This window comes from Streptomyces sp. NPDC038213 (genome assembly GCF_055600495.1).
The window spans coordinates 112,550-135,873 of record NZ_JBVJYM010000002.1; the positions used below are offsets into that span (position 1 = coordinate 112,550).

A 23,324-nucleotide genomic window follows, 5' to 3' on the forward strand; every position below is an offset into this window, starting at 1 on the left:
CCCCGGCGGGGGCCCTGCCGGGGGTCCGGGGGTGGCCCCCCGGGTGGGTGCAGTCAGCCGGGGCAGCAGGGGCTGTTCTCCCGGCTGAAGGACGCCTTCAACGGCCGCTGGTGATCCCCGGCGGGGGCCCTGCCGGGGGTCCGGGGGTGGCCCCCCGGGTGGGTGCAGTCAGCCGGGGCAGCAGGGGCTGTTCTCCCGGCTGAAGGACGCCTCCAACGGCCGCTGAGCCGGTGCGTGGCGGGTTTCGTCCGGCGGACTATGCCAGACGAATGCCCTGATTCGGACCGGTGCGGGGGACATGGCACGATGCGCTCATGTCCTCCGCACTGAACGGTCTCTTCGGCTATCCGATCGTGCAGGCCCCGATGGCCGGCGGCGGTTCGCGCCCCGAGCTCGCCGCCGCCGTCTCGGAGGCCGGGGGGCTCGGATTCCTGGCCGGCGGCTACAAGACCGCCGACGGCATGTACCAGGAGATCAAGCGGCTGCGGGCGCTCACCGCCCGCCCCTTCGGCGTGAACCTCCTCCTCCCGCAGCAGGCGCAGGTCGACCCCGCCGAGGTCGAGGCCTACCGGGGACAGCTCGCAGGCGAGGCGAACTGGTACGCCACCGCACTCAGCGAGGACGTCTTCGCCTGCACCGACGACGGGTACGACGCCAAGGTCGCGATCCTGCTCGACGACCCCGTCCCCCTGGTCTCCTTCACCTTCGGCTGCCCCGCCCCCGAGACCCTCGCCGCCCTCGCCCGGGCGGGCACCCGTACCGCCGTCACCGTCACCTCCGCCGAGGAGGCGCGCGCGGCGCAGGCCGCCGGCGCGCACGCCGTGTGCGTCCAGGGCATCGAGGCCGGGGGCCACCAGGGCACGCACCGCGACGACCCCGAGGCCGACGGCAGCGGGATCGGACTGCTGTCGCTCGTCGCCCAGGTGCGCGAGGCCGTGGCGCTGCCGATCATGGCTGCGGGCGGGCTGATGCGCGGGGCCCAGATCGCCGCCGTGCTCGCCGCCGGGGCCGAGGCCGCGCAGCTCGGCACGGCCTTCTTGGTGTGCCCGGAGTCGGGGGCCGACGGCGTGCACAAGAAGGCGATGACGGACCCGCTGTTCGTCCGCACCGCGCTCACCCGGGCCTTCTCCGGGCGCCCGGCCCGCGGGCTGGTCAACCGGTTCATGCGCGAGCACGGACCCTATGCGCCGGCCGCCTACCCGCAGGTGCATCATCTGACCACCGGCCTGCGCAGGGCCGCCGCCGAGGCGGGGGACGCGCAGGGGATGGCCCTGTGGGCCGGGCAGGGCCACCGGCTGGCCCGGGCCCTGCCCGCCGGGGAGCTGGTGGAGGTGCTTGCGGCCGAACTGGCCGAGGCGCAGAGTGCGTTGCAGATGAGGAGTGCGTCATGACGGCCCCCGTGTTCGTGGTGGACAAGGTGCCCGGCACCGGGCCCGGATTCGTCCTGGACGGCCCCGAGGGCCGCCACGCGGTCTCCGTGAAGCGCCTGGAGCCCGGCGAGGAGCTCGTCCTCACCGACGGGCGCGGCGACTGGGCCGAGGCCGTGGTCACCGCCGCCGAGGGCAGGGACCGCCTCGTGGTGGACGTACGGGCGGTGGACGCGGAGCCCGAGCCCGCCCCGCGGATCACCGTGGTCCAGGCCCTGCCCAAGGGCGACCGCGGCGAACTGGCCGTGGAGACGATGACCGAGACCGGCGTCGACGCCATCGTGCCCTGGCAGGCCTCCCGCTGCATCACGCAGTGGCGCGGGGACCGCGGCGCGAAGTCCCTGGCCAAATGGCGCAGCACCGCCCGCGAAGCCGGCAAGCAGTCCCGCCGGGTCCGCTTCCCCGAGGTCGCCGAGCCGATGTCCACCAAGCAGGTCGTACAGCTCCTCGCCGGGGCCGACCTCGCGGTGGTGCTGCACGAGGACCGCGAGGCCGGCAGCGGTGCCCTCGCCACGGCCGAACTGCCCGCCTCGGGCTCGATCGTGGTGGTCGTCGGCCCCGAGGGCGGGGTCGCCCCCGCGGAGCTGGAGGCCTTCGCGCAGGCGGGGGCCCGCCCGTACCGCCTGGGCCGCTCGGTCCTGCGCACCTCCACGGCGGGCACGGCCGCCGCCGCGGTCCTCCTGTCCCGCACCGGCCGCTGGTCCTGACGGGGCCCCGGCCACCGGGCCGGGCGGCCCGTAGCGGGGCGGCTACCATGCGCGTAACCGATCAACGCTACGGGAGGCGAGGCCGATGGCAGGCGAACCGCAGGCGGACTGCCTGTTCTGCAAGATCGTCAAGGGGGAGGTCCCGGCGACGGTCGTACGCGAGACCGAGACCACGGTCGCGTTCCGCGACATCAACCCGCAGGCGCCCACGCACGTGCTGGTGATCCCCAAGGTGCACTACCCCGACGCCGCCTCGCTGGCCGCGGCCGAGCCGGCGGTCGCCGCCGACGTGCTCGCCGAGGCGCAGGCCGTCGCCGCCGGGGACAAGGTCGAGGACACCGGGTACCGGATCGTCTTCAACACCGGCGCCGGCGCCGGCCAGACCGTCTTCCACGCGCACGCGCACGTCCTCGGCGGGCGCGGCCTCGCATGGCCGCCCGGGTAGCCGACCGTGTCCGTACGCGAACTCGTGGTGCTCGGGACGGCCAGCCAGGTCCCGACCCGGCACCGCAACCACAACGGCTACCTGCTCCGCTGGGACGGGGAGGGCATCCTCTTCGATCCCGGCGAGGGCACCCAGCGGCAGATGCTGCGCGCCGGGGTGGCCGCCCACGACATCAACCGGATCTGCATCACGCACTTCCACGGCGACCACTCGCTCGGACTGGCCGGGGTCATCCAGCGGATCAACCTGGACCGGGTCCCGCACCCCGTCACCGCCCACTTCCCGGCGAGCGGCCAGAAGTTCTACGACCGGCTGCGCCACGCCACCGCCTACCGCGAGACGGTGGCCATCGGCGAGGAGCCGGTGGCCGCGGACGCGACCCTGGCGGCCGGGCCCCCGTACCGGCTGGAGGCCCGCCGGCTCAGCCACCCCGTGGAGTCCTTCGGCTACCGGATCACCGAGCCCGACGGGCGCCGCATGATCCCGGAACTCCTCGCGGAGCACGGCATCGAGGGCCCCGACGTGGGCCGCATCCAGCGCACCGGCGAGCTGAACGGCACCACCCTCGAGCAGGTCAGCGAGGTCCGCCGGGGCCAGAGCTTCGCCTTCGTCATGGACACCCGGCTCTGCGAGGGCGTGGACGCGCTCGCGGCCGGCTGCGACATGCTGGTGATCGAGTCGACCTTCCTCGACGAGGACGAGCCGCTGGCCGTCGAGCACGGGCACCTGACCGCGGGGCAGGCGGCCCGGGTCGCCCGGGACGCGGGCGTGCGCCACCTGGTCCTCACCCACTTCTCGCAGCGCTACCCCGACCCCGAGCCCTTCGAGCGGCAGGCCCGCGCCGCAGGCTTCGACGGGGAGCTCACGGTCGCCCAGGACCTCCTGCGGGTGCCGCTCCCCAAGCGGTCCTGAGCGCGGACATGGCGCAGTAGCACCCCGCGGTCCCCGGCGGCGGGCGCGGGGTGCCCGCGGCATGGGAGCGTGGTGGGTGCGGGCCCCGGTACCCCCGGGACGGGGGCCGACTCCTGCGCGGAGCCGGGAAGGGAGCGATTCGGCGGTGATCTGAGACACACTGGGTTTGAGCCGGTCCCGCACGGGCAGGGCTGGCGGTCTCACCCCGCGCTTTCGACCCAGCAGAAACCACCCCTCGGGACGGGGAGCCCATCGTGACCAGTCGGGATGCACAGCAGCCGATCCACCCAGTCCGCCCTGTCCGCACCGCACTGGACCCGCTCAGCGGCGTACGGGCCCCGTACGACCCCGGCTGCGACGTCTTCCTGACGGGCACGGTCTTCCTGGACATCATCTTCACCGGCCTGGACACCGCACCCGTCCGCGGTACGGAGACCTGGGCCCGCGGCATGGGCTCCAGCCCCGGCGGCGTGGCCAACATGGCCACCGCCCTGGCCCGCCTCGGCCTGCGCACCTCCCTCGCCGCAGCCTTCGGCGACGACCACTACGGCGAGTACTGCTGGGACGCCCTGGAGCAGGGCGAGGGCATCGACCTGTCCATGTCCCGCACCATCCCCGGCTGGCACTCCCCGGTCACCGTCTCCATGGCGTACGAGGGCGAGCGCACGATGGTCTCGCACGGGCACGAGGCCCCCCTCCCGGCCGGCCCCGGCCCCTTCCCCGACTGCCCCCCGCGGGCCCGCGCCGCCGTCGCCTCCCTCGCACCGGGCCGCAGCGAGGAGTGGATCGCCTCCGCCGCCCGCCGCGGGGCCCGGATCTTCGCCGACGTGGGCTGGGACGACAGCGGGCGCTGGGACCTGGGCGGCCTCCGGGACCTGGAGCACTGCGAGGCCTTCCTGCCGAACGCGGGCGAGGCCATGCGCTACACCCGCACCGAGTGTCCGAGGGCAGCCGCCCGGGCCCTGGCCGAGCGGGTGCCGATCGCCGTCGTGACCATGGGGGCCGAGGGCTCGTACGCCGTGGACGGGCGGACCGGGGAGACCGCGCAGGTGCCCGGGATCCGGGTCGCGGAGCTGGACCCGACCGGCGCCGGGGACGTGTACGTCGCCGGATTCGTGACCGGCACCCTGGCGGGCTGGCCGCTCGCCGACCGGCTCGCCTTCGCGGGGCTGACGGCCGCCCTGTCCGTGCAGGAGTTCGGCGGTTCGCTCTCGGCCCCGGGGTGGCCCGAAGTGGCCGCCTGGTGGCGCACGGTGCCCGGGGAGCTGCGCTACCGCTACGCCTTCCTGGAGGACCTACTGCCCCCCGAGACGGTCTGCGCCCCCCGGCCGCGCGCCGTGCCCACCATCGGGTTCCGCAATTCGGCCTGAGTCCGCTCCTGCCCCCGGGGGCGGTCCGAAAACCCCTCGGGAATCGCTCCGGGGGCGTCGTACGCTTGGAATCACAGAGGCCGTCGAGCGGCGAGGCCTCACAACGGGAGGTATGTGCAGGCCACAGAGCCGGCCCATGACTCAGACACCCACAGACCGGATCCCCGCGCCGGGACAGGCACGAGCCCACTTCACCGTCCCCGCCAAGCACCCGATGGTCATGGTGCTCGGCTCGGGCGACTCCCTGCTGCGCGTGATCGAGAACGCCTTCCCCGCCGCCGACATCCACGTGCGGGGGAACCAGATCAGTGCCGTGGGCGACGCGGCGGAAGTCGCGCTGATCCAGCGCCTGTTCGACCAGATGATGCTGGTGCTCCGCACCGGGCAGCCGATGACGGAGGACGCAGTGGAACGGTCGATCGCCATGCTCAGGGCGAATGGCTCCGACGGCGGGGAGGCCGTCCCGGAGACCCCCGCCGAGGTGCTCACGCAGAACATCCTCTCCAGCCGCGGCCGCACCATCCGCCCCAAGACCCTCAACCAGAAGCGGTACGTCGACGCGATCGACAAGCACACGATCGTCTTCGGCATCGGCCCCGCGGGCACCGGCAAGACCTACCTCGCCATGGCGAAGGCGGTCCAGGCCCTGCAGTCCAAGCAGATCAGCCGGATCATCCTGACCCGCCCCGCCGTCGAGGCCGGCGAGCGCCTCGGCTTCCTCCCCGGAACCCTCTACGAGAAGATCGACCCGTACCTGCGCCCGCTCTACGACGCCCTGCACGACATGCTCGACCCCGACTCGATCCCGCGCCTGATGGCGGCGGGCACGATCGAGGTCGCGCCGCTGGCGTACATGAGGGGCAGAACCCTGAATGACGCGTTCATCATCCTCGACGAGGCGCAGAACACGAACCCCGAGCAGATGAAGATGTTCCTCACCCGGCTCGGGTTCGATTCGAAGATCGTCATCACGGGTGACGTGACGCAGGTCGACCTGCCCGGCGGGACCAAGTCCGGTCTCAAGCAGGTGCAGGAGATCCTGGACGGGGTTCCGGACGTCCACTTCTCGCGGCTCACGTCCCAGGATGTCGTCCGGCACAAGCTCGTCGGCCGTATTGTCGACGCGTACGAGCAGTACGACAGCCGCAACGGGAAGTAGTTCGAGAAGCACATGTCGATCGACGTCAACAACGAGTCCGGTACCGAGGTGGACGAGCAGGCGATCCTGGACGTCGCCCGCTACGCGCTCACCCGCATGAGGATCCACCCGCTGTCCGAGCTGTCCGTGATCGTGATCGACGCGGAGGCGATGGAGCAGCTCCACATCCAGTGGATGGACCTGCCCGGACCGACCGACGTCATGTCCTTCCCGATGGACGAGCTGCGCCCGCCGGCGAAGGACGACGAGGCCGCGGAGCCCCCGCAGGGGCTCCTCGGCGACATCGTGCTCTGCCCCGAGGTGGCCAAGAAGCAGGGCGAGGACGCGCCCACGCAGCACTCCATGGACGAGGAGCTCCAGCTCCTCACGGTCCACGGGGTGCTGCACCTGCTCGGCTACGACCACGAGGAGCCGGACGAGAAGGCCGAGATGTTCGGCCTCCAGGCGGCCATCGTGGACGGCTGGCGGGCCGAGCGCGGCCTGACCGGTCCCTCGCCCGCCCCCACGGTCTCGTGAGCCTCGGCCAGCTGATCGCCGGGGCGGTACCGCTGCTGGTCGTGGCCTGGCTCGCGGCCTGCGCGGAGGCGGGCATCGCCCGCGTCTCCGTCTTCCGGGCGGAGGAGGCCGTACGGGCCGGCCGGCGCGGCGCCGCCCGGCTGCTGCAGGTGGCCTCCGACCCGACGCGGTACCTGAACGTCGCCCTGCTCGTGCGGGTGGCCTGCGAGATGGCCGCCGCCGTACTCGTCACGTACGGCTGCCTCGACGCCTTCGACGAGACCTGGAAGGCCCTGCTGGTCGCCATCGCCGTCATGGTCCTCGTCTCGTACGTGGCCGTCGGCGTCTCCCCGCGCACCATCGGCCGCCAGCACCCCCTGAACACCGCCACGGCCTCCGCGTACGTCCTGCTGCCGCTGGCCCGCATCATGGGCCCCGTCCCGCAGCTGCTGATCCTCCTCGGCAACGCCCTCACCCCCGGAAAGGGCTTCCGCAAGGGGCCGTTCGCCTCCGAGGCGGAGCTGCGGGCGATGGTGGACCTGGCGGAGCAGGAGTCCCTGATCGAGGACGACGAGCGCCGGATGGTGCACTCCGTCTTCGAGCTGGGGGACACCCTCGTGCGCGAGGTGATGGTCCCGCGGACCGACCTCATCTGCATCGAGCGGTACAAGACGGTCCGTCAGGCGACCACCCTGGCGCTGCGCTCCGGCTTCTCGCGGATCCCCGTGACGGGGGAGAACGAGGACGACATCGTCGGGATCGTGTACCTGAAGGACCTGGTCCGCAAGACGCACATCAACCGCGACGCCGAGGCCGACCCGGTCTCCACCGCCATGCGCCCGGCCGCCTTCGTGCCGGACACGAAGAACGCCGGCGACCTGCTGCGCGAGATGCAGCAGGACCGCAGCCACGTGGCCGTGGTCATCGACGAGTACGGCGGTACGGCCGGCATCGTCACCATCGAGGACATCCTGGAGGAGATCGTCGGCGAGATCACCGACGAGTACGACAGGGAGCTGCCCCCGGTGGAGGAACTGGGCGGCGGCCGCTACCGGGTGACGGCCCGTCTGGACATCACGGACCTCGGGGAGCTGTTCGGGCTCGACGAGTTCGACGACGAGGACGTGGAGACGGTCGGCGGCCTCCTGGCCAAGGCCCTGGGCCGGGTACCCATTGCGGGTGCGACGGCCGTGGTCGAGCTGCCGGACGGGCGGCGGCTGCGGCTGACCGCGGAGTCCCCGGCCGGCCGCCGAAACAAGATCGTCACGGTGCTGGCCGAGCCGGAGCCCGAAACGGAACCGGCTGGGGCGGGCGCGTGACCCCCGCGGAGCTGCGCAGCTTCTGCCTCGGCTTCAACGCGGCGGTGGAGGAGTTCCCCTTCGACGAGCGCACCTCGGTCTTCAAGGTGCTGGGCAAGATGTTCGCCCTGTCCGCCCTGGACTCCTCCCCGCTGACCGTGAACCTCAAGTGCGACCCGGAGATCGCGGTACAGCTGCGCGCCGAGTACGAGGCGGTCGCACCGGGCTGGCACATGAACAAGCGGCACTGGAACACCGTCACCGTCGACGGCCTCCCCGCCGGGGTCGTCCGCGAGCTGATCGAGGACTCCTACGACCTCGTGGTCGCCGGACTCCCGAAAGCGGAACGCCTGCGCCTGGACCGTCCGTAACCCTCCGGGCCCCGGGGGCCGGTGCGCCGGACCCCTTCCGGAGTGTGATCCGGTCGAAGGTCACGATTGGGCTGGGCCGCTGGACCACCGGGATCTTTCGCTTAGTCTTGGTTTGCTTCTGCCAAGCAAGATCCTTCGATGCCGCCGGGTGCGGCGCGAGGGCCTTCGCGCGGGCCGTCGTCGGCGCCGGTCGGACCCGGGGTCCGCAGCCGCCGGCCCATCCGGCCCCGCCGGACGTGCAAGCAGGGGGATGGAGGGGAGAGCGCCTCGGCCCGGCCGCGCGAGCGGACGGGCCGAGGCGCTCCATTTCGCCGCCCTCCGTATGCTTCGGGCATGACCGAGAGCACCGGGATCGCCCCCGAGGACAGCAAGATCATCACGCTGGCGCGCAGCGCCCGGGCCCGCAACGGCGTCCCCGAGGGCGCGGCCGTACGGGACGAGACGGGCCGCACCTACGTCGCCGGCACCGTGGAACTCGAATCCCTCAAGCTCAGCGCCCTCCAGACCGCCGTCGCCATGGCCGTGGCCAGCGGGGCGCAGTCCCTGGAGGCCGCCGCCGTCGTCAGCGCCGCCGAGGCCCCGGCCGAGGCCGACCGCGCCGCCGTCCGCGACCTGGGCGGCCCCGCCACCCCGGTGCTCCTCGCCGCCCCCGACGGCACCCTGAAGTCCACCACCCCGGCGGGCTGAGGAACCGGGCCCGTACCGGCGCCGGGGCGGGCCCGCCCCGGCCGTGGATCAGGCCGCGGCCGGCCGGGAGGTCCGTACCACCATCGACATGAGGGCTGCCGCGGCGCACAGCCCGCCCGCCGCGTACCAGACCACGTCGTACGAGCCGAAGGCGTCGCGGGCCGCCCCGCCCAGGAAGGCCACCAGCGCGGCCCCCACCTGGTGCGAGGCCAGCACCCAGCCGAACACGATCGCGCTGTCCTCCCCGTACGCCTCCCGGCACAGCGCCAGGGTCGGCGGGACCGTGGCCACCCAGTCCAGCCCGTAGAAGACGACGAAGAGCAGCATCGGCGGGCGCACCTCCGGGGCCAGCAGCACCGGCAGGAAGAGCAGCGAGACCCCGCGCAGCGCGTAGTACACGGCCAGCAGCCGCCGCGAGTCGAAGCGGTCGGTCAGCCAGCCCGAGCAGACCGTGCCGACCACGTCGAAGACACCGATGACCGCGAGCAGTCCGGCGGCCGCCGTCACCCCCATCCCGTGGTCGTGGGCGGCGGGTACGAAATGGGTTTTGACCAGGCCGTTCGTCGAGGCCCCGCAGATCGCGAAGGCGCCTGCCAGCAGCCAGAAGGGCCCGGTGCGGGCGGCCCGGAAGAGCACGGAGAGGGCGCGGGCCGCGGCCCCCGGCACCGGCTCCGGCTTGGGCACGGCCTCCGTCGCCCCGTACGGCGCCAGGCCCACGTCGGCCGGGTGGTCGCGCAGCAGCAGCCAGACGAAGGGCACCACGGCCAGGGCCGCCAGGCCCGCCGTCACGCTCGCCGGGCGCCAGCCGTGCTCGGCGACCAGCCAGGACAGCAGCGGCAGGAAGACCAGCTGGCCGGAGGCCCCGGCGGCGGTGAGTATCCCGGTCACCAGGCCGCGGCGGGCGGTGAACCAGCGGTTCGTGACGGTCGCGGCGAAGGCCAGGGCCATGGACCCGCTGCCGAGCCCGATCAGCACCCCCCAGTACAGCAGCAGCTGCCAGGCGGCGGTCATGGTCACGGTGAGCAGGGACCCGGCGGCGATGACGGTCAGGGCCAGGGCCACCACCCGGCGGATGCCGAAGCGGTCCATGAGGGCGGCCGCGAAGGGGGCGGTGAGCCCGTACAGGGCCAGGTTCACGGAGACGGCGAGGCCGATCGTCCCGCGCGACCAGCCGAACTCCTCGTGCAGCGGGGTGATGAGGAGGCCCGGCAGGGAGGTGAAGGCCGCCGCGCCGATGATCGTCACGAAGGCCGCGGCGGCCACCGCCCAGGCGCGGTGGATCCGGCGGCGGGCGGGCCGGGGGCCGGTGGTGCGGGGGTCCGGGGGAGTGCTCGTCTGCGTCACGCAGACAGGTTCGCCGGGCGGCCGCGGCCCTTCGAGTGGCCGGGGGGACAGCCTTCGCTACGATCGGGCCAGCCGCCGCCGTACGATGCGGGCATGGCCGAAGCAACCCCCGAATCGACCGCCGGAGCGACTGCCGGAGCGACCGCCGAGGTGACCGCCGCAGGGACGGCGGCCCCCGTCCCGCACCGGGTCGTCGTGCTCGCCCTGCCCGGCCTGCTGCCCTTCGAGCTGGGCATCCCGCACCGCATCCTCGGCCGGGCCCGCGACCGCGCCCACCGCCCCCTGTACGAGGTCCTCACCTGCGGTCTCGCCCCCGGACCCGTGCCCACCGACGCGGACTTCGCCGTGACCGTCGGCCACGGCCCCGAGCTGCTCGCCACCGCCGACACCGTGGTCGTCCCCGCCTCGTACGAGCTCGGCCCGGCCTACGAGGAGGGCCGGCTGCCCGAGCCGCTCGCCGCGGCCCTCGCGCACCTGCGCCCCGGCACCCGGCTGGTGTCCATCTGCACGGGCGGGTACGTGCTCGCCGCCGCGGGCCTGCTCGACGGCCGCCGCGCCACCACCCACTGGGCCTCGGCCGAGCACTTCCAGCGGCTCTTCCCTGCCGTGCGCGTGGACCCGGACGTGCTGTTCACCGACGACGGGGACGTGCTCACCTCGGCCGGGGTGGCCGCCGGGATCGACCTGTGCCTGCACATCGTGCGCCGCGACCACGGGGCGGCGGTCGCCAACGACGTGGCCCGGCGCACGGTGGTGCCCCCGCACCGGGACGGCGGCCAGGCGCAGTTCGTCGAGCGCCCGGTGCCCGAGCCGCAGCTCGCCAGTACCGCGGCGGCCCGCGGCCGGCTGCTCGAACGGCTCCACGAGCCGCTGCGGCTGGCCGACATGGCCCGCGGGGAGGCCATGTCCGTACGGACCTTCACCCGGCGGTTCCGGGAGGAGTCCGGGCTCAGCCCCGGCCAGTGGCTGGTCCGCCAGCGCATCGACCGGGCCCGGCACCTGCTGGAGTCCACGGACCTGCCCATGGACCGGGTCGCGGCCGAGGCCGGGTTCGGGACGGCGCAGTCGATGCGCAAGCACCTGCAGGCCGCACTCGGGGTCACGCCGACGGGGTACCGGCGGACCTTCCGCGAGGCCGGGTCCGCCTGAGCTCCCGGCGGCGCGGCGGCGCCCGGCGCCCGACCGCCCGCCGAGGCTGCCAATATCTGATGGGTCATCAGTTGGTGGGCCGCGGCTCCCTTGACTTCTTCCCCCGGCCGCTCGTGAATGGCCCCCTGCGCGGGCCGCGCGGACCGGGCGGACCGGCTGGACCGAGGGGGATGCGATGGCTGGACGCACGCGCGCGGCCCGCGGGGCCGCCGCCCGCACCGGACGCTGGCCCGCGGTCCTGGGCGCCCTCGTCCTCGCCGCGGCGGGCGGGGCCCTCGCCGCCCCCGCCGGGGCCGCGGACGCCCCCGGGCCGGGCCCGGAGGCCGGCGCCGTGGAGTTCCCCACGCACTGCACCCCGCCCCAGGAGGCCGGGCTGCCGCCCGCGGACGGCCCCACCGCCGCGGTCCTGACCGTGGACAACCCGGCCCCGCGGGTCGGCGACACCGTGACCGTCACCTACCAGGTCACCCGGACCGCGGCCGGCAACCCCTTCGAGGCCGAACTGCCCGCCGACGTGCTCACCCCCAGCGGCCGGATCCTCCTCGGCGGGGCCCAGCAGGGCGCGGTCACGGTCACCGGGCCCAGGCGCAACGCCCCCGTACCCGGCCGGGCCGCCTTCCCGGCCTTCGCCATGACGGGCACCTTCACCGTCACCGGACCCGGGGAGATCACCCTCACGCCCGGCGACTACACCCTCCACACCAGCCACCTCGTGGAGCTCGACACCCCCTGCACGCCCGACCCCGGCTCCCCGCCCCCCGTCTCCCGCCGGATCACGGCCGCGGCGGAGCCCGGGGCCAACCTGCGCGCCGTGGCCCTGTCCGCCGCCGCCGGACCGCCCGGCCGCACGGTACGGGTGACCGGATCCGGTTTCGCGCCCGGAGCCGCCGTCACCGTGGCCGGCCGGGCCGGGGCCGCCGCGACCGGGGACCGGACCGCGGCCACCGCCGACGCCCGCGGGGCCTTCACCGCCGAGCTGCGCATCGGGGACCGCGCGACCACGGCCGTCCTCGCCCACGAGGGCCCGGCCTGGACCGCGGAGACCGGCTCGGGCCCGGCCGCCTACACGGTCGTGGAGCCCGTACCGCTGCCGCCCGGCACCCAGCGGATCGGCCTCGACGTGCTCCCCGGGGCCCTGTCCATGGAGCAGGCGGGGGAGGAGGTCGCGCTGAGCCCGGTGCCCTACGGCGAGGGCGGCAGGGCCACCGGCCGGATCCGCACCGTCACCGTCAAGGACGCGCGCGGCGGGCCCGCGGGCTGGTCGCTGACCGGCCGCCTCACCGATTTCACCGGCCCGTCCGGCGGGCGCATCGACGGGGCCCGGCTCAGCTGGACCCCGGTCTGCCGCACCGCCGGGGGCAGCCCCAGCACCTGCGCGGCGGGTACCCCCGGGCCCGTGGGCGCCGAGGGCGCCACCCTGGCGGGCACCCCGGACGCGGACCTGGCCGGCGGCGAGTTCACCGTGGACGCGGAGGTGTCCCTGGACGTCCCGCCGTACACGGCCCCGGGCGCCTACAGCGCGGTCCTGACCCTGACCCTCTCGTGAGCCGGAGCCGGGTGGCCGCGGCCCTGGCCGCGGGACTCCTCGCGCCCCTCCTCGCCCCCCTCCTCCTGCTGGCGGGCGCGGCCCCCGCCGCGGCCGCCGACAACGGGCAGTGGGCCGTACAGCCCGCCGCCAGCCGGATCGCCCAGCGCCCCTACTTCCACCTCGCCGCCCCCGCGGGCGGGACCGCCGCCGACCGGGTCACCGTCACCAACCGCACCGCCCGCCCGCTCGCCCTGCGCCTGTACGCCGCCGACGCCTACAACACCCCGCGCGACGGCGGTTTCGCCGTCCGCGGCCCCGAGGAGCCCCGGCGCGGGGTCGGGGCCTGGACCCGGCTGGCGCAGGAGCGGGTCACCGTGCCCCCGCGCTCCGCCGTGGACGTGCCCTTCACCGTCCAGGTCCCCGACCGGGCCGAGCCGGGCGACCACCCCGGTGCGGTCGTCGCCCTGGACGAGCGCCTCGAACCCGCCGCGGGCGCCCCGGCCGCCGCCCCCGGCCGCGGCATCGGGGTCCGCCGGGCCGTGGCGGCCCGGGTGCTGCTGCGGGTGGCCGGGCCCACGGCCCCGATGCTCGCCGTGGAGGACCTCGCGGTCTCCCGGCAGGGCTCCGGCACGGCCCTGGTCTCGTACACCCTGCGCAACCTCGGCAACGTCACCCTGCAGCCCCGCGCGGCCCTGCGCGCCGAGGGCCTGCTCGGCCGGGAGCTGCTGGACCGCCCCGCCGCCCGCCTCCCCGCCGAGCTGCTGCCCGGAGCGCACGTACGGCTGGCCGAGCGCTGGACCGGGCTGCCCGCCCTGGACCGGGTCGAGCTCACCGTCACCGCCCGCGCGCGGGACAGCGGGGACCGGGCCGCGACCACCCTGACCACCGGGAACTGGGGGGCGGCGGGGGCCGCGGCCGCCCTGCTCCTGCTCCTCCCGGCGGGGCTGTGGAGGCCCGCCCGGCGGTACGTGTCGGCGCGCGCGGCCGCATCGGGGAGAATGGCCCGCATGAGCGATCGTTCCCCCTCGTCCACGACCACCCCGCACCGCGCGGGCTTCGCCTGCTTCGTCGGCCGCCCCAACGCGGGCAAGTCGACCCTGACCAACGCTCTCGTGGGCACGAAGGTCGCGATCACCTCCAACCGGCCGCAGACCACCCGGCACACCGTGCGCGGCATCGTGCACCGCCCGGACGCCCAGCTGGTCCTGGTGGACACCCCCGGGCTGCACAAGCCGCGCACCCTGCTCGGCGAGCGCCTCAACGACGTGGTGCGCACCACCTGGGCCGAGGTCGACGTGATCGGCTTCTGCCTGCCCGCCGACCAGAAGCTCGGCCCCGGCGACAAGTTCATCGCCAAGGAACTGGCCGCGATCAAGAAGACCCCGAAGATCGCCATCGTGACCAAGACCGACCTGGTCGACTCGAAGGCGCTGGCCGAGCAGCTGCTCGCGATCCACCAGCTCGGCGCCGAGCTGGGCATCGAGTGGGCGGAGATCGTCCCGGTCTCGGCCGTGGGGGACAAGCAGGTGCAGCTGCTGGCCGACCTGATCGCCCCACTGCTGCCCGAGAGCCCCCCGCTGTACCCGGAGGGCGACCTCACGGACGAGCCGGAGATGGTGATGGTCGCGGAGCTGATCCGCGAGGCCGCCCTGGAGGGCGTGCGGGACGAGCTGCCGCACTCGATCGCGGTGGTCGTCGAGGAGATGCTGCCGCGCGAGAACCGCCCGGCCGACAAGCCGCTGCTCGACATCCACGCCAACGTCTACATCGAGCGGCCGAGCCAGAAGGGCATCATCATCGGGCCGAAGGGCTCGCGCCTGAAGGAGGTCGGCATGAAGTCGCGCAAGCACATCGAGGCGCTGCTCGGCACGCCGGTCTTCCTGGACCTGCACGTGAAGGTGGCCAAGGACTGGCAGCGGGACCCGAAGCAGCTGCGCAAGCTGGGCTTCTGAGCCCGCGGGCCCCGGCCCCGCGCGTGCGGAAGGCCCCCTCGCCACCCGGATCCGGGCGGGTGAGGGGGCCTTCCGCGTGCTCAGGCCGCGGGCGGTTCCGCGATCAGGGCCGTGCCGGCCCGGCGGAACCCGGCGCGGGCGTAGACGCGGGCCACGTCCTCGTCGCCGGCCGACAGGAACACCAGCTCCGTGCCGCGGGCGCGGGCGTCCGCCACCAGCGCGGCGGTCACGGCCAGGGCCAGGCCGCGCCGGCGGGCCGACGGCAGGGTGCCCACGCCGACGATCTCGGCCACCCCGGCCACGGGGTTGTACTGGCCCGCGCACAGCGCCGTGCCGTCCCCGCCGAAGGCGGCGGCCAGGGCCGTGCGCCCGTCGGTGAGCTTGCGGACCACGTGGGCGAAGCGCGCGTCCGCGGGGTCCTGCACGCGGGCCTCGGCGAGGGCCGCGGCGAGCTCCGCCGGGCCGGCCGGGCCCCGGGCGGTGCCGGGGTCCCCGAAGGCCAGGGCCGGTACGGTCAGGGCGGCCGCCAGGTCCGGGTCCGCCGGTCCGAGCAGCCGTACGGTGACGTCCGGGTCCCGGAGGGCGGGCGCCGGGCCGGCCGCCGGGTCCAGCACCATCAGCGGGTGCGCGTGGACGTGCAGCCCGGCCTCCTCCACGGCGGCCCGCAGGCCGGGGGTGGTCTCCGCCACCCATTCGAAGGACTCGGGGACGCCGAGCTCCCGCTGCCGCTCCAGGACGGCCGCGACGTCCGCGGCGGTGACGGGCCCCGTGGCGCCCAGGGTCGGGCGGGCGTAGTACTGCCAGCCCTGGCCCTCCTGCACGAAGAGGGTCAGCGGGCCGAAGTCCTCGGCCCGGGCCCCGCCGGTGCGCGGGACGGTGTCGTAGTACTGCTCGACGGCCTGCGGGAGGGCCTGCTCATCGGCTCGGTCGGTGTTCAGAAGGGTCACCCGGGGCATCCAAGCAAGACCTGCCTGGTCGAGCACCTTCTTTTGCGGGCTCCCGGGCGGGGGAGGGCTCAGGCGCCCTCCTTGAGCACCCGGCTGACCAGCGCCCGCTGCGGCTCGGTCAGGTCCGGGTCCGCGCAGTGGACGGTCCGCCCGTCGACCGTGATCCGGTACGAGAACCCGTCCCGGACCCCGCCGGAGTGCGGGCCGGGCGGCGCCGGGCGCAGCGCCAGCTCGGCCAGCGCCGCCCACTCGTCCGCATCGGCCCGGCCCGCGGTGTCCACCTCGGCCCGCCGCTCGATGCCCGCGAAACCGCCCGTCCGCCGCACTTCGATACGCATGGGTGCTGTTCTACCGTGCCTACGGCACCGGCACACCCACCTGGGACCAGGCCTTCAGCAGGGCCTGTACCTCCTCGCCCTCCCCGAAGCGGGCCCGGGCGGCCGCCGCCGACAGCCGGGCGAACTCGGCGAAGTTCGCCCGCTTGCCCAGTTCGCCGCCGGTCAGGGTGTCGTACCAGATCAGCCCGGCCCGCTCCCAGGCGTGCCCGCCGAGGGCGGTGGCCAGCAGGTAGAAGGCGTGGTTGGGGATGCCGGAGTTGATGTGCACGCCGCCGTTGTCCCGGCCGGTGGTGACGTAGTCGTCCATGGTCGCGGGCTGCGGGTCCCTGCCGAGCACGTCGTCGTCGTACGCCGTGCCGGGGGCCTTCATCGAGCGCAGCGCCGTGCCCTCGACGGCGGGGGCGAAGAGCCCGGCGCCGATCAGCCAGTCGGCCTCGGCGGCGGTCTGCCCGAGGACGTGCTGCTTGACCAGGGAGCCGAAGACGTCCGACATGGACTCGTTGAGGGCTCCCGGCTGGCCGAAGTAGGTCAGGTTCGCGGTGTACTGCGTGACCCCGTGGGCGAGCTCGTGGGCGATGACGTCCACGGGCAGGGTGAAGTCGAGGAAGATCTCCCCGTCCCCGTCGCCGAACACCATCTGCTCGCCGTTCCAGAAGGCGTTGCCGTAGTTCTCGTCGTAGTGCACGGTCGCGGTCAGGGGCAGGCCCTCGCCGTCGATCGAGACCCGCCCGAAGGCGTCGCGGAACAGCTCGAAGGTGGCGCCGAGGCCGGCGTAGGCGCGGTTGGCCGTGGCGTCCCGGCCGGGGGTGTCCCCCTCGCACAGGACGATCTCGCCGGGCAGGTCGAGCCCGTTCCGCGCGTCGTGGACGGTCCGCTTCGGCCGCTCGCCGGCCGGGTCGGCGGGGTCCGGGGACGGGACGCCGATGACGGTGTTGAGCCGCCGGGTGGTGCGCAGGGAGGCGTCGGCGATGAGGGTGCGGCGTGCGGGGTCGGCGACGAGCCGGTTGTCGGACTGGGCGAGCCGGTCCAGCAGGTGCGGCGGCACGATGGTGCAGAAGACGGGGTGGAGGGCAGCAGCCATGGCATCCATGCGACAGCAATGTGGCAGCGGGTAATGCCGCTGTCACTACCTGCGAACATGATTCATTCGCTTGTCTGAAAGCCGCGCGGACGCGTTGACGGATCCACCTGACCTCCAGTCCGGACCGAGCGGCATAGGTCACATTCCGGACAGATCGGAAATGTGGTCCCGCATACTGGAACGGCCGCGCACCTCTCGCCGCGTCCGGCTAGGCTGCGGCCCATCATGCGTTTCGGGCTGCTTCTCCTTAGCTGCCGCGGCGAGGGTCTGTAGTCGTAGGCCGACCCCCTCCCCGCGGAGTCTGGTGTTGCGCCTCCCTCCCAGAAGAGGCAGTACGACCCCGTCGGCCGTCCCAGTGAGCCACACGCGGACATACGAGGAGCCCTACGCATGAGCCAGCAGTACAGCTACGCCGGTCGCCCCACGCCCATCACCAGCGCGACCCACACGCAGCAGCCCTCCGGAATGCCCATCCACAAGTACGGCGCGTACGAGCAGGTGGACCTCCCGGACCGCACCTGGCCGGACGCCCGGATCACCCGGGCCCCCCGCTGGCTCTCCACGGACCTGCGCGACGGCAACCAGGCCCTGATCGACCCCATGAGCCCCGCGCGCAAGCGCGAGATGTTCGACCTGCTGGTCCGCATGGGCTTCAAGGAGATCGAGGTCGGCTTCCCGTCCTCCGGCGAGACCGACTTCGCCTTCGTGCGCTCCATCATCGAAGAGGGCGCGATCCCGGACGACGTCACCATCTCCGTGCTGACCCAGGCCCGCGAGGACCTGATCGAGCGCACGGTGGAGTCCCTGCGCGGCGCCAAGCGCGCCACCGTGCACCTGTACAACGCCACCGCCCCGACCTTCCGCCGGGTGGTCTTCCGCGGCTCCAAGGAGCAGATCAAGCAGATCGCCGTCGACGGCACCCGCCTGGTCATGGAGTACGCCGAGAAGATCCTCGGCGACGACACCGTCTTCGGCTACCAGTACAGCCCGGAGATCTTCACGGACACCGAGCTGGACTTCGCCCTGGAGGTCTGCGAGGCGGTCTGCGACGTCTGGCAGCCCGGCCCCGGCCGCGAGATCATCCTGAACCTGCCCGCCACGGTGGAGCGCTCGACCCCCTCCACCCACGCGGACCGCTTCGAGTGGATGGCCCGCCACCTGACCCGCCGCGAGCACGTCTGCATCTCCGTACACCCCCACAACGACCGCGGCACCGCCGTGGCCGCCGCCGAGCTGGCCGTCATGGCCGGCGCCGACCGCATCGAGGGCTGCCTGTTCGGCCAGGGCGAGCGCACCGGCAACGTGGACCTGGTCACGCTGGGCATGAACCTGTTCTCCCAGGGCGTGGACCCGCAGCTGGACTTCTCCCAGATCGACGAGGTCCGCCGCACCTCCGAGTACTGCAACCAGATGGAGGTCCACCCGCGCCACCCCTACGCGGGCGACCTGGTCTACACCGCCTTCTCCGGCTCCCACCAGGACGCCATCAAGAAGGGCTTCGACGCCATGGAGGCCGACGCGGCCGCCCAGGGCAAGACGGTGGACGAGATCGAGTGGGCGGTCCCGTACCTGCCCATCGACCCCAAGGACGTCGGCCGCTCCTACGAGGCCGTCATCCGCGTCAACTCGCAGTCCGGCAAGGGCGGCATCGCGTACGTCCTGAAGAACGACCACAAGCTGGACCTGCCGCGCCGGATGCAGATCGAGTTCTCCCGGATCATCCAGGCCAAGACCGACGCCGAGGGCGGCGAGGTCACGCCCAAGCAGATCTGGTCGGTCTTCCAGGACGAGTACCTGCCCAACCCCGCCGACCCGTGGGGCCGCATCCAGCTGCGCTCCGGCCAGACCACCACTGACAAGGACGGTACGGACACCCTGACCGTCGACGCGGTCGTGGACGGCGCGGACACCGTCCTGTCCGGTACCGGCAACGGCCCGATCTCGGCCTTCTTCGACGCCCTGGCCGCCATCGGTGTGGACGCCCGCCTGCTGGACTACTCCGAGCACACGATGAGCGAGGGCGCCTCCGCGCAGGCCGCCTCGTACATCGAGTGCGCCATCGACGGCCGGGTCCTGTGGGGCATCGGCATCGACGCCAACACCACCCGCTCCTCCCTGAAGGCCGTCATCTCGGCGGTCAACCGCGCCGGCCGCTGAGCCCCGCCGGACCCCGTACGGGCCCCGCTCCTCCTGCCGGAGGGGCGGGGCCCGTCCCGTGCGCGGGGACCCGTCAGCGGGCCAGGTAGCCGCCGTCCACCGGCAGGACCGCCCCGGTGATGAAGGAGGCCGCGTCGGAGGCGAGGAAGGCGATGGCCCGCGCCACCTCCTCCGGCTCCCCGATCCGGCCCATGGGATGGGCCCGGGTGACCTCCGCCAGGTACTCGGGACCGCCCGGCTCCGAGTCCAGGGCCCGGACCCGCTCCGTACGGATGGTCCCGGGCGCGACCGCGTTGACGCGGATGCCGTGCGCGGCCCACTCCACGGCCAGGTGCTTCGTCAGCCCCGTGGCCACGAACTTGGCGGGCCCGTACGCCGCCTGGCGGGCCTGCCCCGCCAGCCCCGAGATCGAGGACACGCACACCAGCGCCCCGCCGGGCCGCTCCTGGGCCAGCATGGCCTCGATGGCGTACTTGCAGGTCAGGAACATGCCGCGGCCGTCCACGGCCATGACGTGGTCCCAGTCCTCGACGGTGGTCCCGCGGATGTCGGACAGCGGGATCACCCCGGCGTTGGCCACGGCGGCGTCCAGGCGGCCGAAGGCCCGTACCGCCGCCTCCACCATGCGGCGGTTGTCGGCCGGATCGGAGACGTCTCCCGTGACCGTCTCCACGGGGATGTCCTCGGCGGCCAGCTCGGCGCGCAGGGCCGCCAGGCCCGCCGCGTTCACATCGGAGGCGGTGACCCCGGCACCCCCGCGGGCCAGCAGCAGGGCCGTGGCCCGTCCGATCCCGCTCGCGGCCCCGGTCACCAGACACGACTTGTCCTTCACGCCGCACACCGTAGGCGGAGTGCGGGCGCACGAGGGGGCGCGCAGGGGCGCACTTCGGCCAACTCCCGTTCGCCTACGGGAGATCTCTCGTCACAGGGCTGCCGTCACCACACCGGTGTGGCTAACATCACGCCAGCGCGGTGATGGGGCCGCGTGCTCCCTGCCGGGCCTTCGGGCCCGGGGCGAAACGGAGGTGGGACGTGCTGCCTGCTCGGGGCGAGAACGGCCGGAACCGCACCTGGACCGTGTGCGGGACCCGCACCACGTGGAGCACCGTCGGGGACGGCGAGTTCTTCTGCCCAGGCTGCGGCGGGGACCGCAACTACCGCCGCCGCACCGGCCGGCGCCGCTTCACCCTCCTGGGCCTCCCGCTGGTCCCGCGCGGGAAGACCGGCCCTGTCGTCGAGTGCGGCTCCTGCCGGGACCGGTTCGGCACGGAGGTGCTCGACCACCCCACCAGCACCCGCTTCGGGGCCATGCTCCGCGACGGCATCCACACCGTGGTCCTCGCCGTGCTGTCCGCGGGCGGTACGGACTCCCCGGCGGCCCTGGAGGCCGCGGTGGCCACGGCCCGGGCGGCAGGGTTCGAGGACTGCACCGAGGAGGAGCTGTCCTCGGTGGTCGAGGCGCTCTCGGGGGACTCCGGCAGACTGTCCGCCGACATGTTCGGGGCCTCGCTGTCCATCGAGCTGCACGAGGCCCTGGAGCCGCTCTCCCCGCACCTGGCCCCCGCCGGCCGCGAGGCCGTCCTGCTCCAGGGGGCCCGGATCGCCCTGGCCGACGGCCCGTACAGCCCGGCCGAGCGGGACGTGCTGCTGACGGTCGGCAGCGCGCTGCGGCTGGGCTCCGACGAGGTCACCCGGCTGCTCGCGGCGGCCCCGCGCACCCCCTCCTGATCCGTACGCACCAGCGGCACGCACCACCGGCACGCACGGGCACCGCTCCGCTGAGCGGTGCCCGTTGCCGTGTGTCCGGACACCGGCGGGTGCTGCGGTCCGTACCAACGGCCGGGCGCGGGTAACGATTTCGCGTCGCGGGGCCCGCGAGGGGGCCCGGAGGGCCCGGGAAGGTGTCCGGAAGTGGTCCTTCCGGGGTCCGGGCGGCCCACCCCCGAAGGCCTTCACGAAGGGTTCACAGCCTGTTCGCATTCGCAGGCAGAAACCCGCCGCGCACCTGGTCGCGCACCGCGCGCGGCCAGGGGATTCGCGCCCGCGGAGGGCGAATCGCACCGGACCGCCCCGCTGCCTCATAGCCCCCCGCTGCCCGGCGCACCACTGTGCGATCCGACAAAGTGGTGCCGCGTCAGCATCAACACTTTGTAGAAGTCGACGATGTCCGTGAGGCCGGTCACGGGCGTTTGATTTCGGTCACACGACGAGACGCTGCTGGTCATCCGGCGGGGCTTCGAATCCACGTGACTGCACTGACAACCCTGCCGCCAGAGCTGCCGGACCAGGGATAACCAGATCTCCTCTCACTTACCTACCTCTTGAAGGGCAAGGCAGAGATGGCACGTGTCGCCGCCCGGCTCTCCGCAGACGGAGAGCAGAGCACGCACCCGGTCGACGAGGTGCTCCCCCTTCCCAAGCTCGCGCTGTACGGCTTCCAGCACGTACTCGCCTTCTACGCAGGCGCGGTGATCGTCCCGATCATCGTCGGCAGCGCACTGAAACTGAGCCCCGAACAGCTCGTCTACCTGATCAACGCGGACCTCTTCACCTGCGGTATCGCCTCGATCATCCAGGCCTGGGGCATCGGCCGCGTCGGCGCCCGCCTCCCCCTGATCCAGGGCGTGACCTTCACCGCGGTCTCCCCGATGATCGCCATCGGCCTCGGAGCCGGCGGGGGCACCGCCGCCCTCCTGCTGATCTACGGCGCGGTCATCACCGCGGGCATCGCGACCTTCGCCTTCGCCTGGCTGCCCGCCCAGGCCTTCCGCACGGTCATGAGGCTCTTCCCGCCGGTGGTGACGGGCACGGTGATCACCGTCCTCGGCATCGTCCTGCTGCCCGTGGGCCTCAACGACGCGGCCGGCGGCCTCGGGAGCCCCGACTTCGGAGACCCCAAGCACTTCGCCTACGCCGGCGGCACCATGCTCTTCATCCTGATCCTGATGAAGATCGGCCGGCCCTTCCTCTCCAGCATCGCGATCCTCCTCGGCCTGATCGGCGGCACCGCGGTCGCCTTCCTCCTCGGGGACGCCAAGTTCGGCGGGGTCGGCGACGCGGACTGGATCGGCGTCACCACCCCCTTCCACTTCGGTATGCCGAAGTTCGAGTGGTTCCCGATCCTCCTCATGCTCATCGTCATGCTGATCACCATGGTCGAGACGACCGGCGACACGTACGCCGTCGGCGACATCGTCGGCAAGGAGGTCGACAGCGAGACCGTCGCCCGCGCCCTGCGCGCCGACGGCGCCGCCACCGCCCTCGGCGGCGTGCTGAACTCCTTCCCGTACGTGGCCTTCGCCGAGAACGTCGGCCTCGTCAGGATGACCAAGGTCAAGAGCCGCTTCGTGGTCGTCGCCGCGGGCGTGTTCATGATCATCCTCGGTCTGCTCCCGAAGGCCGCCGCGATCGTCGCCTCCGTGCCCCACGGGGTCCTCGGCGGCGCCGCCACCGTGATGTTCGGCATGGTCGCCCTCGCCGGCATCCAGACCCTCGCCAAGGCCGACCTCAAGGAGGAGAAGAACGCCCTCGTCGTGGGCGTCTCCCTGGCCTTCGCCCTGCTCCCCGCCACCGTGCCGGTGCTCTTCAGCGACAAGCACATGGACACCGACCTCGCCTCGCTGCTCAACAGCGGCGTGACCCTCGGCGCCACCGCCGCGATCGTCCTCAACCTGCTCTTCAACGGGCTCGGCAAGGACCCGGCACCCGCCGCCGCCCCCGCCGTGCCCGCCCAGGGCCCCGCCCCGGCCGCCGAAGCCCCTGCCGACGAAGCCCCCGCCCCGGCCGCCGCAGCCGCCCCGTCCGCCGCCCCCGCGGGCGGCGGAGCCCCGGACGCCGACGCGGCGGGCGACCCCGCCAGGACGCCGGCCCCCTGATCCTCCCAAGGGGCGACGGCCCCCGACCGGCTCCCCCGGCCGGTCGGGGGCCACCGCTGCGCACGGGGCTGTCAGTGCCGTA

General features: G+C 73.9%; 21 protein-coding genes. 16 read left to right on the top strand and 5 right to left on the bottom strand.

What is annotated here, in order from left to right:
* The first annotated feature begins 314 nt into the window (after nt 1-314).
* The 10 genes from ACZ7JZ_RS03220 (at nt 315) to ACZ7JZ_RS03265 (ending at nt 8,871) form a co-directional block, all read left to right on the top strand.
* Nucleotides 315-1,391, top strand: coding sequence for a nitronate monooxygenase (locus ACZ7JZ_RS03220; RefSeq protein WP_470932631.1), 1,077 nt, complete (start codon nt 315-317; stop codon nt 1,389-1,391).
* The gene (locus tag ACZ7JZ_RS03225; protein ID WP_470932633.1) at nt 1,388-2,134 is read left to right on the top strand and encodes a 16S rRNA (uracil(1498)-N(3))-methyltransferase; all 747 of its coding nucleotides are present in this window, start codon (nt 1,388-1,390) and stop codon (nt 2,132-2,134) included. Before ACZ7JZ_RS03220 ends, ACZ7JZ_RS03225 begins: the two co-directional genes overlap by 4 nt.
* An 85-nt stretch (nt 2,135-2,219) precedes the next feature.
* The gene (locus tag ACZ7JZ_RS03230) at nt 2,220-2,579 is read left to right on the top strand and encodes a histidine triad nucleotide-binding protein (RefSeq protein WP_470932635.1); all 360 of its coding nucleotides are present in this window, start codon (nt 2,220-2,222) and stop codon (nt 2,577-2,579) included.
* Between the two features lie 6 nt (nt 2,580-2,585).
* Entirely contained in the window at nt 2,586-3,491 is a 906-nt protein-coding gene (locus ACZ7JZ_RS03235; protein WP_470932637.1) for a ribonuclease Z, read from the top strand.
* Nucleotides 3,492-3,745: 254 nt separating this feature from the next.
* On the top strand, nt 3,746-4,861 hold the full coding sequence (locus tag ACZ7JZ_RS03240) for a PfkB family carbohydrate kinase (protein ID WP_470932639.1): 1,116 nt from the start codon (nt 3,746-3,748) through the stop codon (nt 4,859-4,861).
* Nucleotides 4,862-4,997: 136 nt separating this feature from the next.
* A complete protein-coding gene (locus tag ACZ7JZ_RS03245) occupies nt 4,998-6,020 on the top strand; it encodes a PhoH family protein (protein WP_470932641.1) in 1,023 nt (340 codons plus the stop codon).
* 12 nt (nt 6,021-6,032) lie between these two features.
* Nucleotides 6,033-6,536 (top strand): rRNA maturation RNase YbeY, encoded by a 504-nt coding sequence (ybeY, locus tag ACZ7JZ_RS03250; RefSeq protein ID WP_470932643.1) that lies wholly within the window; start codon nt 6,033-6,035, stop codon nt 6,534-6,536.
* Nucleotides 6,533-7,834 carry a hemolysin family protein gene (locus tag ACZ7JZ_RS03255; protein ID WP_470932645.1) on the top strand — a complete coding sequence of 434 codons (1,302 nt, stop codon included), beginning with the start codon at nt 6,533-6,535 and terminating at the stop codon, nt 7,832-7,834. The genes ybeY and ACZ7JZ_RS03255 overlap by 4 nt, the downstream gene beginning before the upstream one ends.
* Entirely contained in the window at nt 7,831-8,184 is a 354-nt protein-coding gene (locus tag ACZ7JZ_RS03260; RefSeq protein ID WP_470932647.1) for an MmcQ/YjbR family DNA-binding protein, read from the top strand. The genes ACZ7JZ_RS03255 and ACZ7JZ_RS03260 overlap by 4 nt, the downstream gene beginning before the upstream one ends.
* Before the next feature lie 333 nt (nt 8,185-8,517).
* Nucleotides 8,518-8,871, top strand: a complete 354-nt coding sequence (locus tag ACZ7JZ_RS03265; RefSeq protein WP_470932649.1) for a cytidine deaminase — start codon at nt 8,518-8,520, stop codon at nt 8,869-8,871.
* Between the two features lie 48 nt (nt 8,872-8,919).
* On the opposite strand, the gene ACZ7JZ_RS03270 is transcribed toward ACZ7JZ_RS03265, so the two are convergent.
* Nucleotides 8,920-10,215, bottom strand: a complete 1,296-nt coding sequence (locus tag ACZ7JZ_RS03270; protein WP_470932651.1) for an MFS transporter — start codon at nt 10,213-10,215, stop codon at nt 8,920-8,922.
* Between the two features lie 93 nt (nt 10,216-10,308).
* On the opposite strand from ACZ7JZ_RS03270, the gene ACZ7JZ_RS03275 reads away from it, so the two are divergent.
* The 3 genes from ACZ7JZ_RS03275 (at nt 10,309) to era (ending at nt 14,844) form a co-directional block, all read left to right on the top strand.
* Nucleotides 10,309-11,364, top strand: a complete 1,056-nt coding sequence (locus tag ACZ7JZ_RS03275) for a GlxA family transcriptional regulator (RefSeq protein WP_470932653.1) — start codon at nt 10,309-10,311, stop codon at nt 11,362-11,364.
* A 175-nt stretch (nt 11,365-11,539) separates the two neighbouring features.
* Entirely contained in the window at nt 11,540-12,910 is a 1,371-nt protein-coding gene (locus ACZ7JZ_RS03280) for a beta-xylosidase (RefSeq protein ID WP_470932655.1), read from the top strand.
* A 980-nt stretch (nt 12,911-13,890) separates the two neighbouring features.
* Nucleotides 13,891-14,844, top strand: a complete 954-nt coding sequence (era, locus tag ACZ7JZ_RS03285; protein ID WP_470933365.1) for a GTPase Era — start codon at nt 13,891-13,893, stop codon at nt 14,842-14,844.
* A gap of 80 nt (nt 14,845-14,924) precedes the next feature.
* Here era and ACZ7JZ_RS03290 read toward each other — a convergent pair whose 3' ends face one another.
* The 3 genes from ACZ7JZ_RS03290 to ACZ7JZ_RS03300 all read right to left on the bottom strand — a co-directional run bounded on the left by ACZ7JZ_RS03290 (nt 14,925) and on the right by ACZ7JZ_RS03300 (nt 17,210).
* The gene (locus tag ACZ7JZ_RS03290; protein WP_470932657.1) at nt 14,925-15,791 is read right to left on the bottom strand and encodes a GNAT family N-acetyltransferase; all 867 of its coding nucleotides are present in this window, start codon (nt 15,789-15,791) and stop codon (nt 14,925-14,927) included.
* Between the two features lie 68 nt (nt 15,792-15,859).
* Nucleotides 15,860-16,129, bottom strand: coding sequence for a protealysin inhibitor emfourin (locus ACZ7JZ_RS03295; protein WP_470932659.1), 270 nt, complete (start codon nt 16,127-16,129; stop codon nt 15,860-15,862).
* A gap of 19 nt (nt 16,130-16,148) precedes the next feature.
* Nucleotides 16,149-17,210, bottom strand: a complete 1,062-nt coding sequence (locus ACZ7JZ_RS03300; protein ID WP_470932661.1) for a M4 family metallopeptidase — start codon at nt 17,208-17,210, stop codon at nt 16,149-16,151.
* 390 nt (nt 17,211-17,600) lie between these two features.
* Between ACZ7JZ_RS03300 and leuA the strand changes: the two genes are divergently transcribed.
* Nucleotides 17,601-19,367 carry a 2-isopropylmalate synthase gene (leuA, locus tag ACZ7JZ_RS03305; RefSeq protein WP_470932663.1) on the top strand — a complete coding sequence of 589 codons (1,767 nt, stop codon included), beginning with the start codon at nt 17,601-17,603 and terminating at the stop codon, nt 19,365-19,367.
* Between the two features lie 73 nt (nt 19,368-19,440).
* Here the strand turns inward: leuA and ACZ7JZ_RS03310 are convergent, their stop codons facing one another.
* The gene (locus tag ACZ7JZ_RS03310; protein ID WP_470932665.1) at nt 19,441-20,199 is read right to left on the bottom strand and encodes an SDR family NAD(P)-dependent oxidoreductase; all 759 of its coding nucleotides are present in this window, start codon (nt 20,197-20,199) and stop codon (nt 19,441-19,443) included.
* Between the two features lie 200 nt (nt 20,200-20,399).
* On the opposite strand from ACZ7JZ_RS03310, the gene ACZ7JZ_RS03315 reads away from it, so the two are divergent.
* Both ACZ7JZ_RS03315 and ACZ7JZ_RS03320 read left to right on the top strand, forming a co-directional pair.
* Complete coding sequence (locus ACZ7JZ_RS03315; protein ID WP_470932667.1) at nt 20,400-21,095, top strand: TerB family tellurite resistance protein; 696 nt, start codon at nt 20,400-20,402, stop codon at nt 21,093-21,095.
* 611 nt (nt 21,096-21,706) lie between these two features.
* Complete coding sequence (locus ACZ7JZ_RS03320; RefSeq protein ID WP_470932669.1) at nt 21,707-23,242, top strand: nucleobase:cation symporter-2 family protein; 1,536 nt, start codon at nt 21,707-21,709, stop codon at nt 23,240-23,242.
* The last annotated feature ends 82 nt before the right edge of the window (nt 23,243-23,324 follow it).

Bases quoted from the DNA above. Each gene is read 5' to 3' on its own strand.
- ACZ7JZ_RS03275 (WP_470932653.1), top strand. From the start codon at position 10,309: ATGGCCGAAGCAACCCCCGAATCGACCGCCGGAGCGACTGCCGGAGCG.
- ACZ7JZ_RS03230 (WP_470932635.1), top strand. From the start codon at position 2,220: ATGGCAGGCGAACCGCAGGCGGACTGCCTGTTCTGCAAGATCGTCAAG.
- ACZ7JZ_RS03300 (WP_470932661.1), bottom strand. From the start codon at position 17,210: ATGGCTGCTGCCCTCCACCCCGTCTTCTGCACCATCGTGCCGCCGCAC.
- leuA (WP_470932663.1), top strand. From the start codon at position 17,601: ATGAGCCAGCAGTACAGCTACGCCGGTCGCCCCACGCCCATCACCAGC.
- ACZ7JZ_RS03245 (WP_470932641.1), top strand. From the start codon at position 4,998: ATGACTCAGACACCCACAGACCGGATCCCCGCGCCGGGACAGGCACGA.
- era (WP_470933365.1), top strand. From the start codon at position 13,891: ATGGCCCGCATGAGCGATCGTTCCCCCTCGTCCACGACCACCCCGCAC.
- ACZ7JZ_RS03225 (WP_470932633.1), top strand. From the start codon at position 1,388: ATGACGGCCCCCGTGTTCGTGGTGGACAAGGTGCCCGGCACCGGGCCC.
- ACZ7JZ_RS03220 (WP_470932631.1), top strand. From the start codon at position 315: ATGTCCTCCGCACTGAACGGTCTCTTCGGCTATCCGATCGTGCAGGCC.
- ACZ7JZ_RS03265 (WP_470932649.1), top strand. From the start codon at position 8,518: ATGACCGAGAGCACCGGGATCGCCCCCGAGGACAGCAAGATCATCACG.
- ACZ7JZ_RS03320 (WP_470932669.1), top strand. From the start codon at position 21,707: ATGGCACGTGTCGCCGCCCGGCTCTCCGCAGACGGAGAGCAGAGCACG.
- ACZ7JZ_RS03295 (WP_470932659.1), bottom strand. From the start codon at position 16,129: ATGCGTATCGAAGTGCGGCGGACGGGCGGTTTCGCGGGCATCGAGCGG.
- ACZ7JZ_RS03280 (WP_470932655.1), top strand. From the start codon at position 11,540: ATGGCTGGACGCACGCGCGCGGCCCGCGGGGCCGCCGCCCGCACCGGA.
- ybeY (WP_470932643.1), top strand. From the start codon at position 6,033: ATGTCGATCGACGTCAACAACGAGTCCGGTACCGAGGTGGACGAGCAG.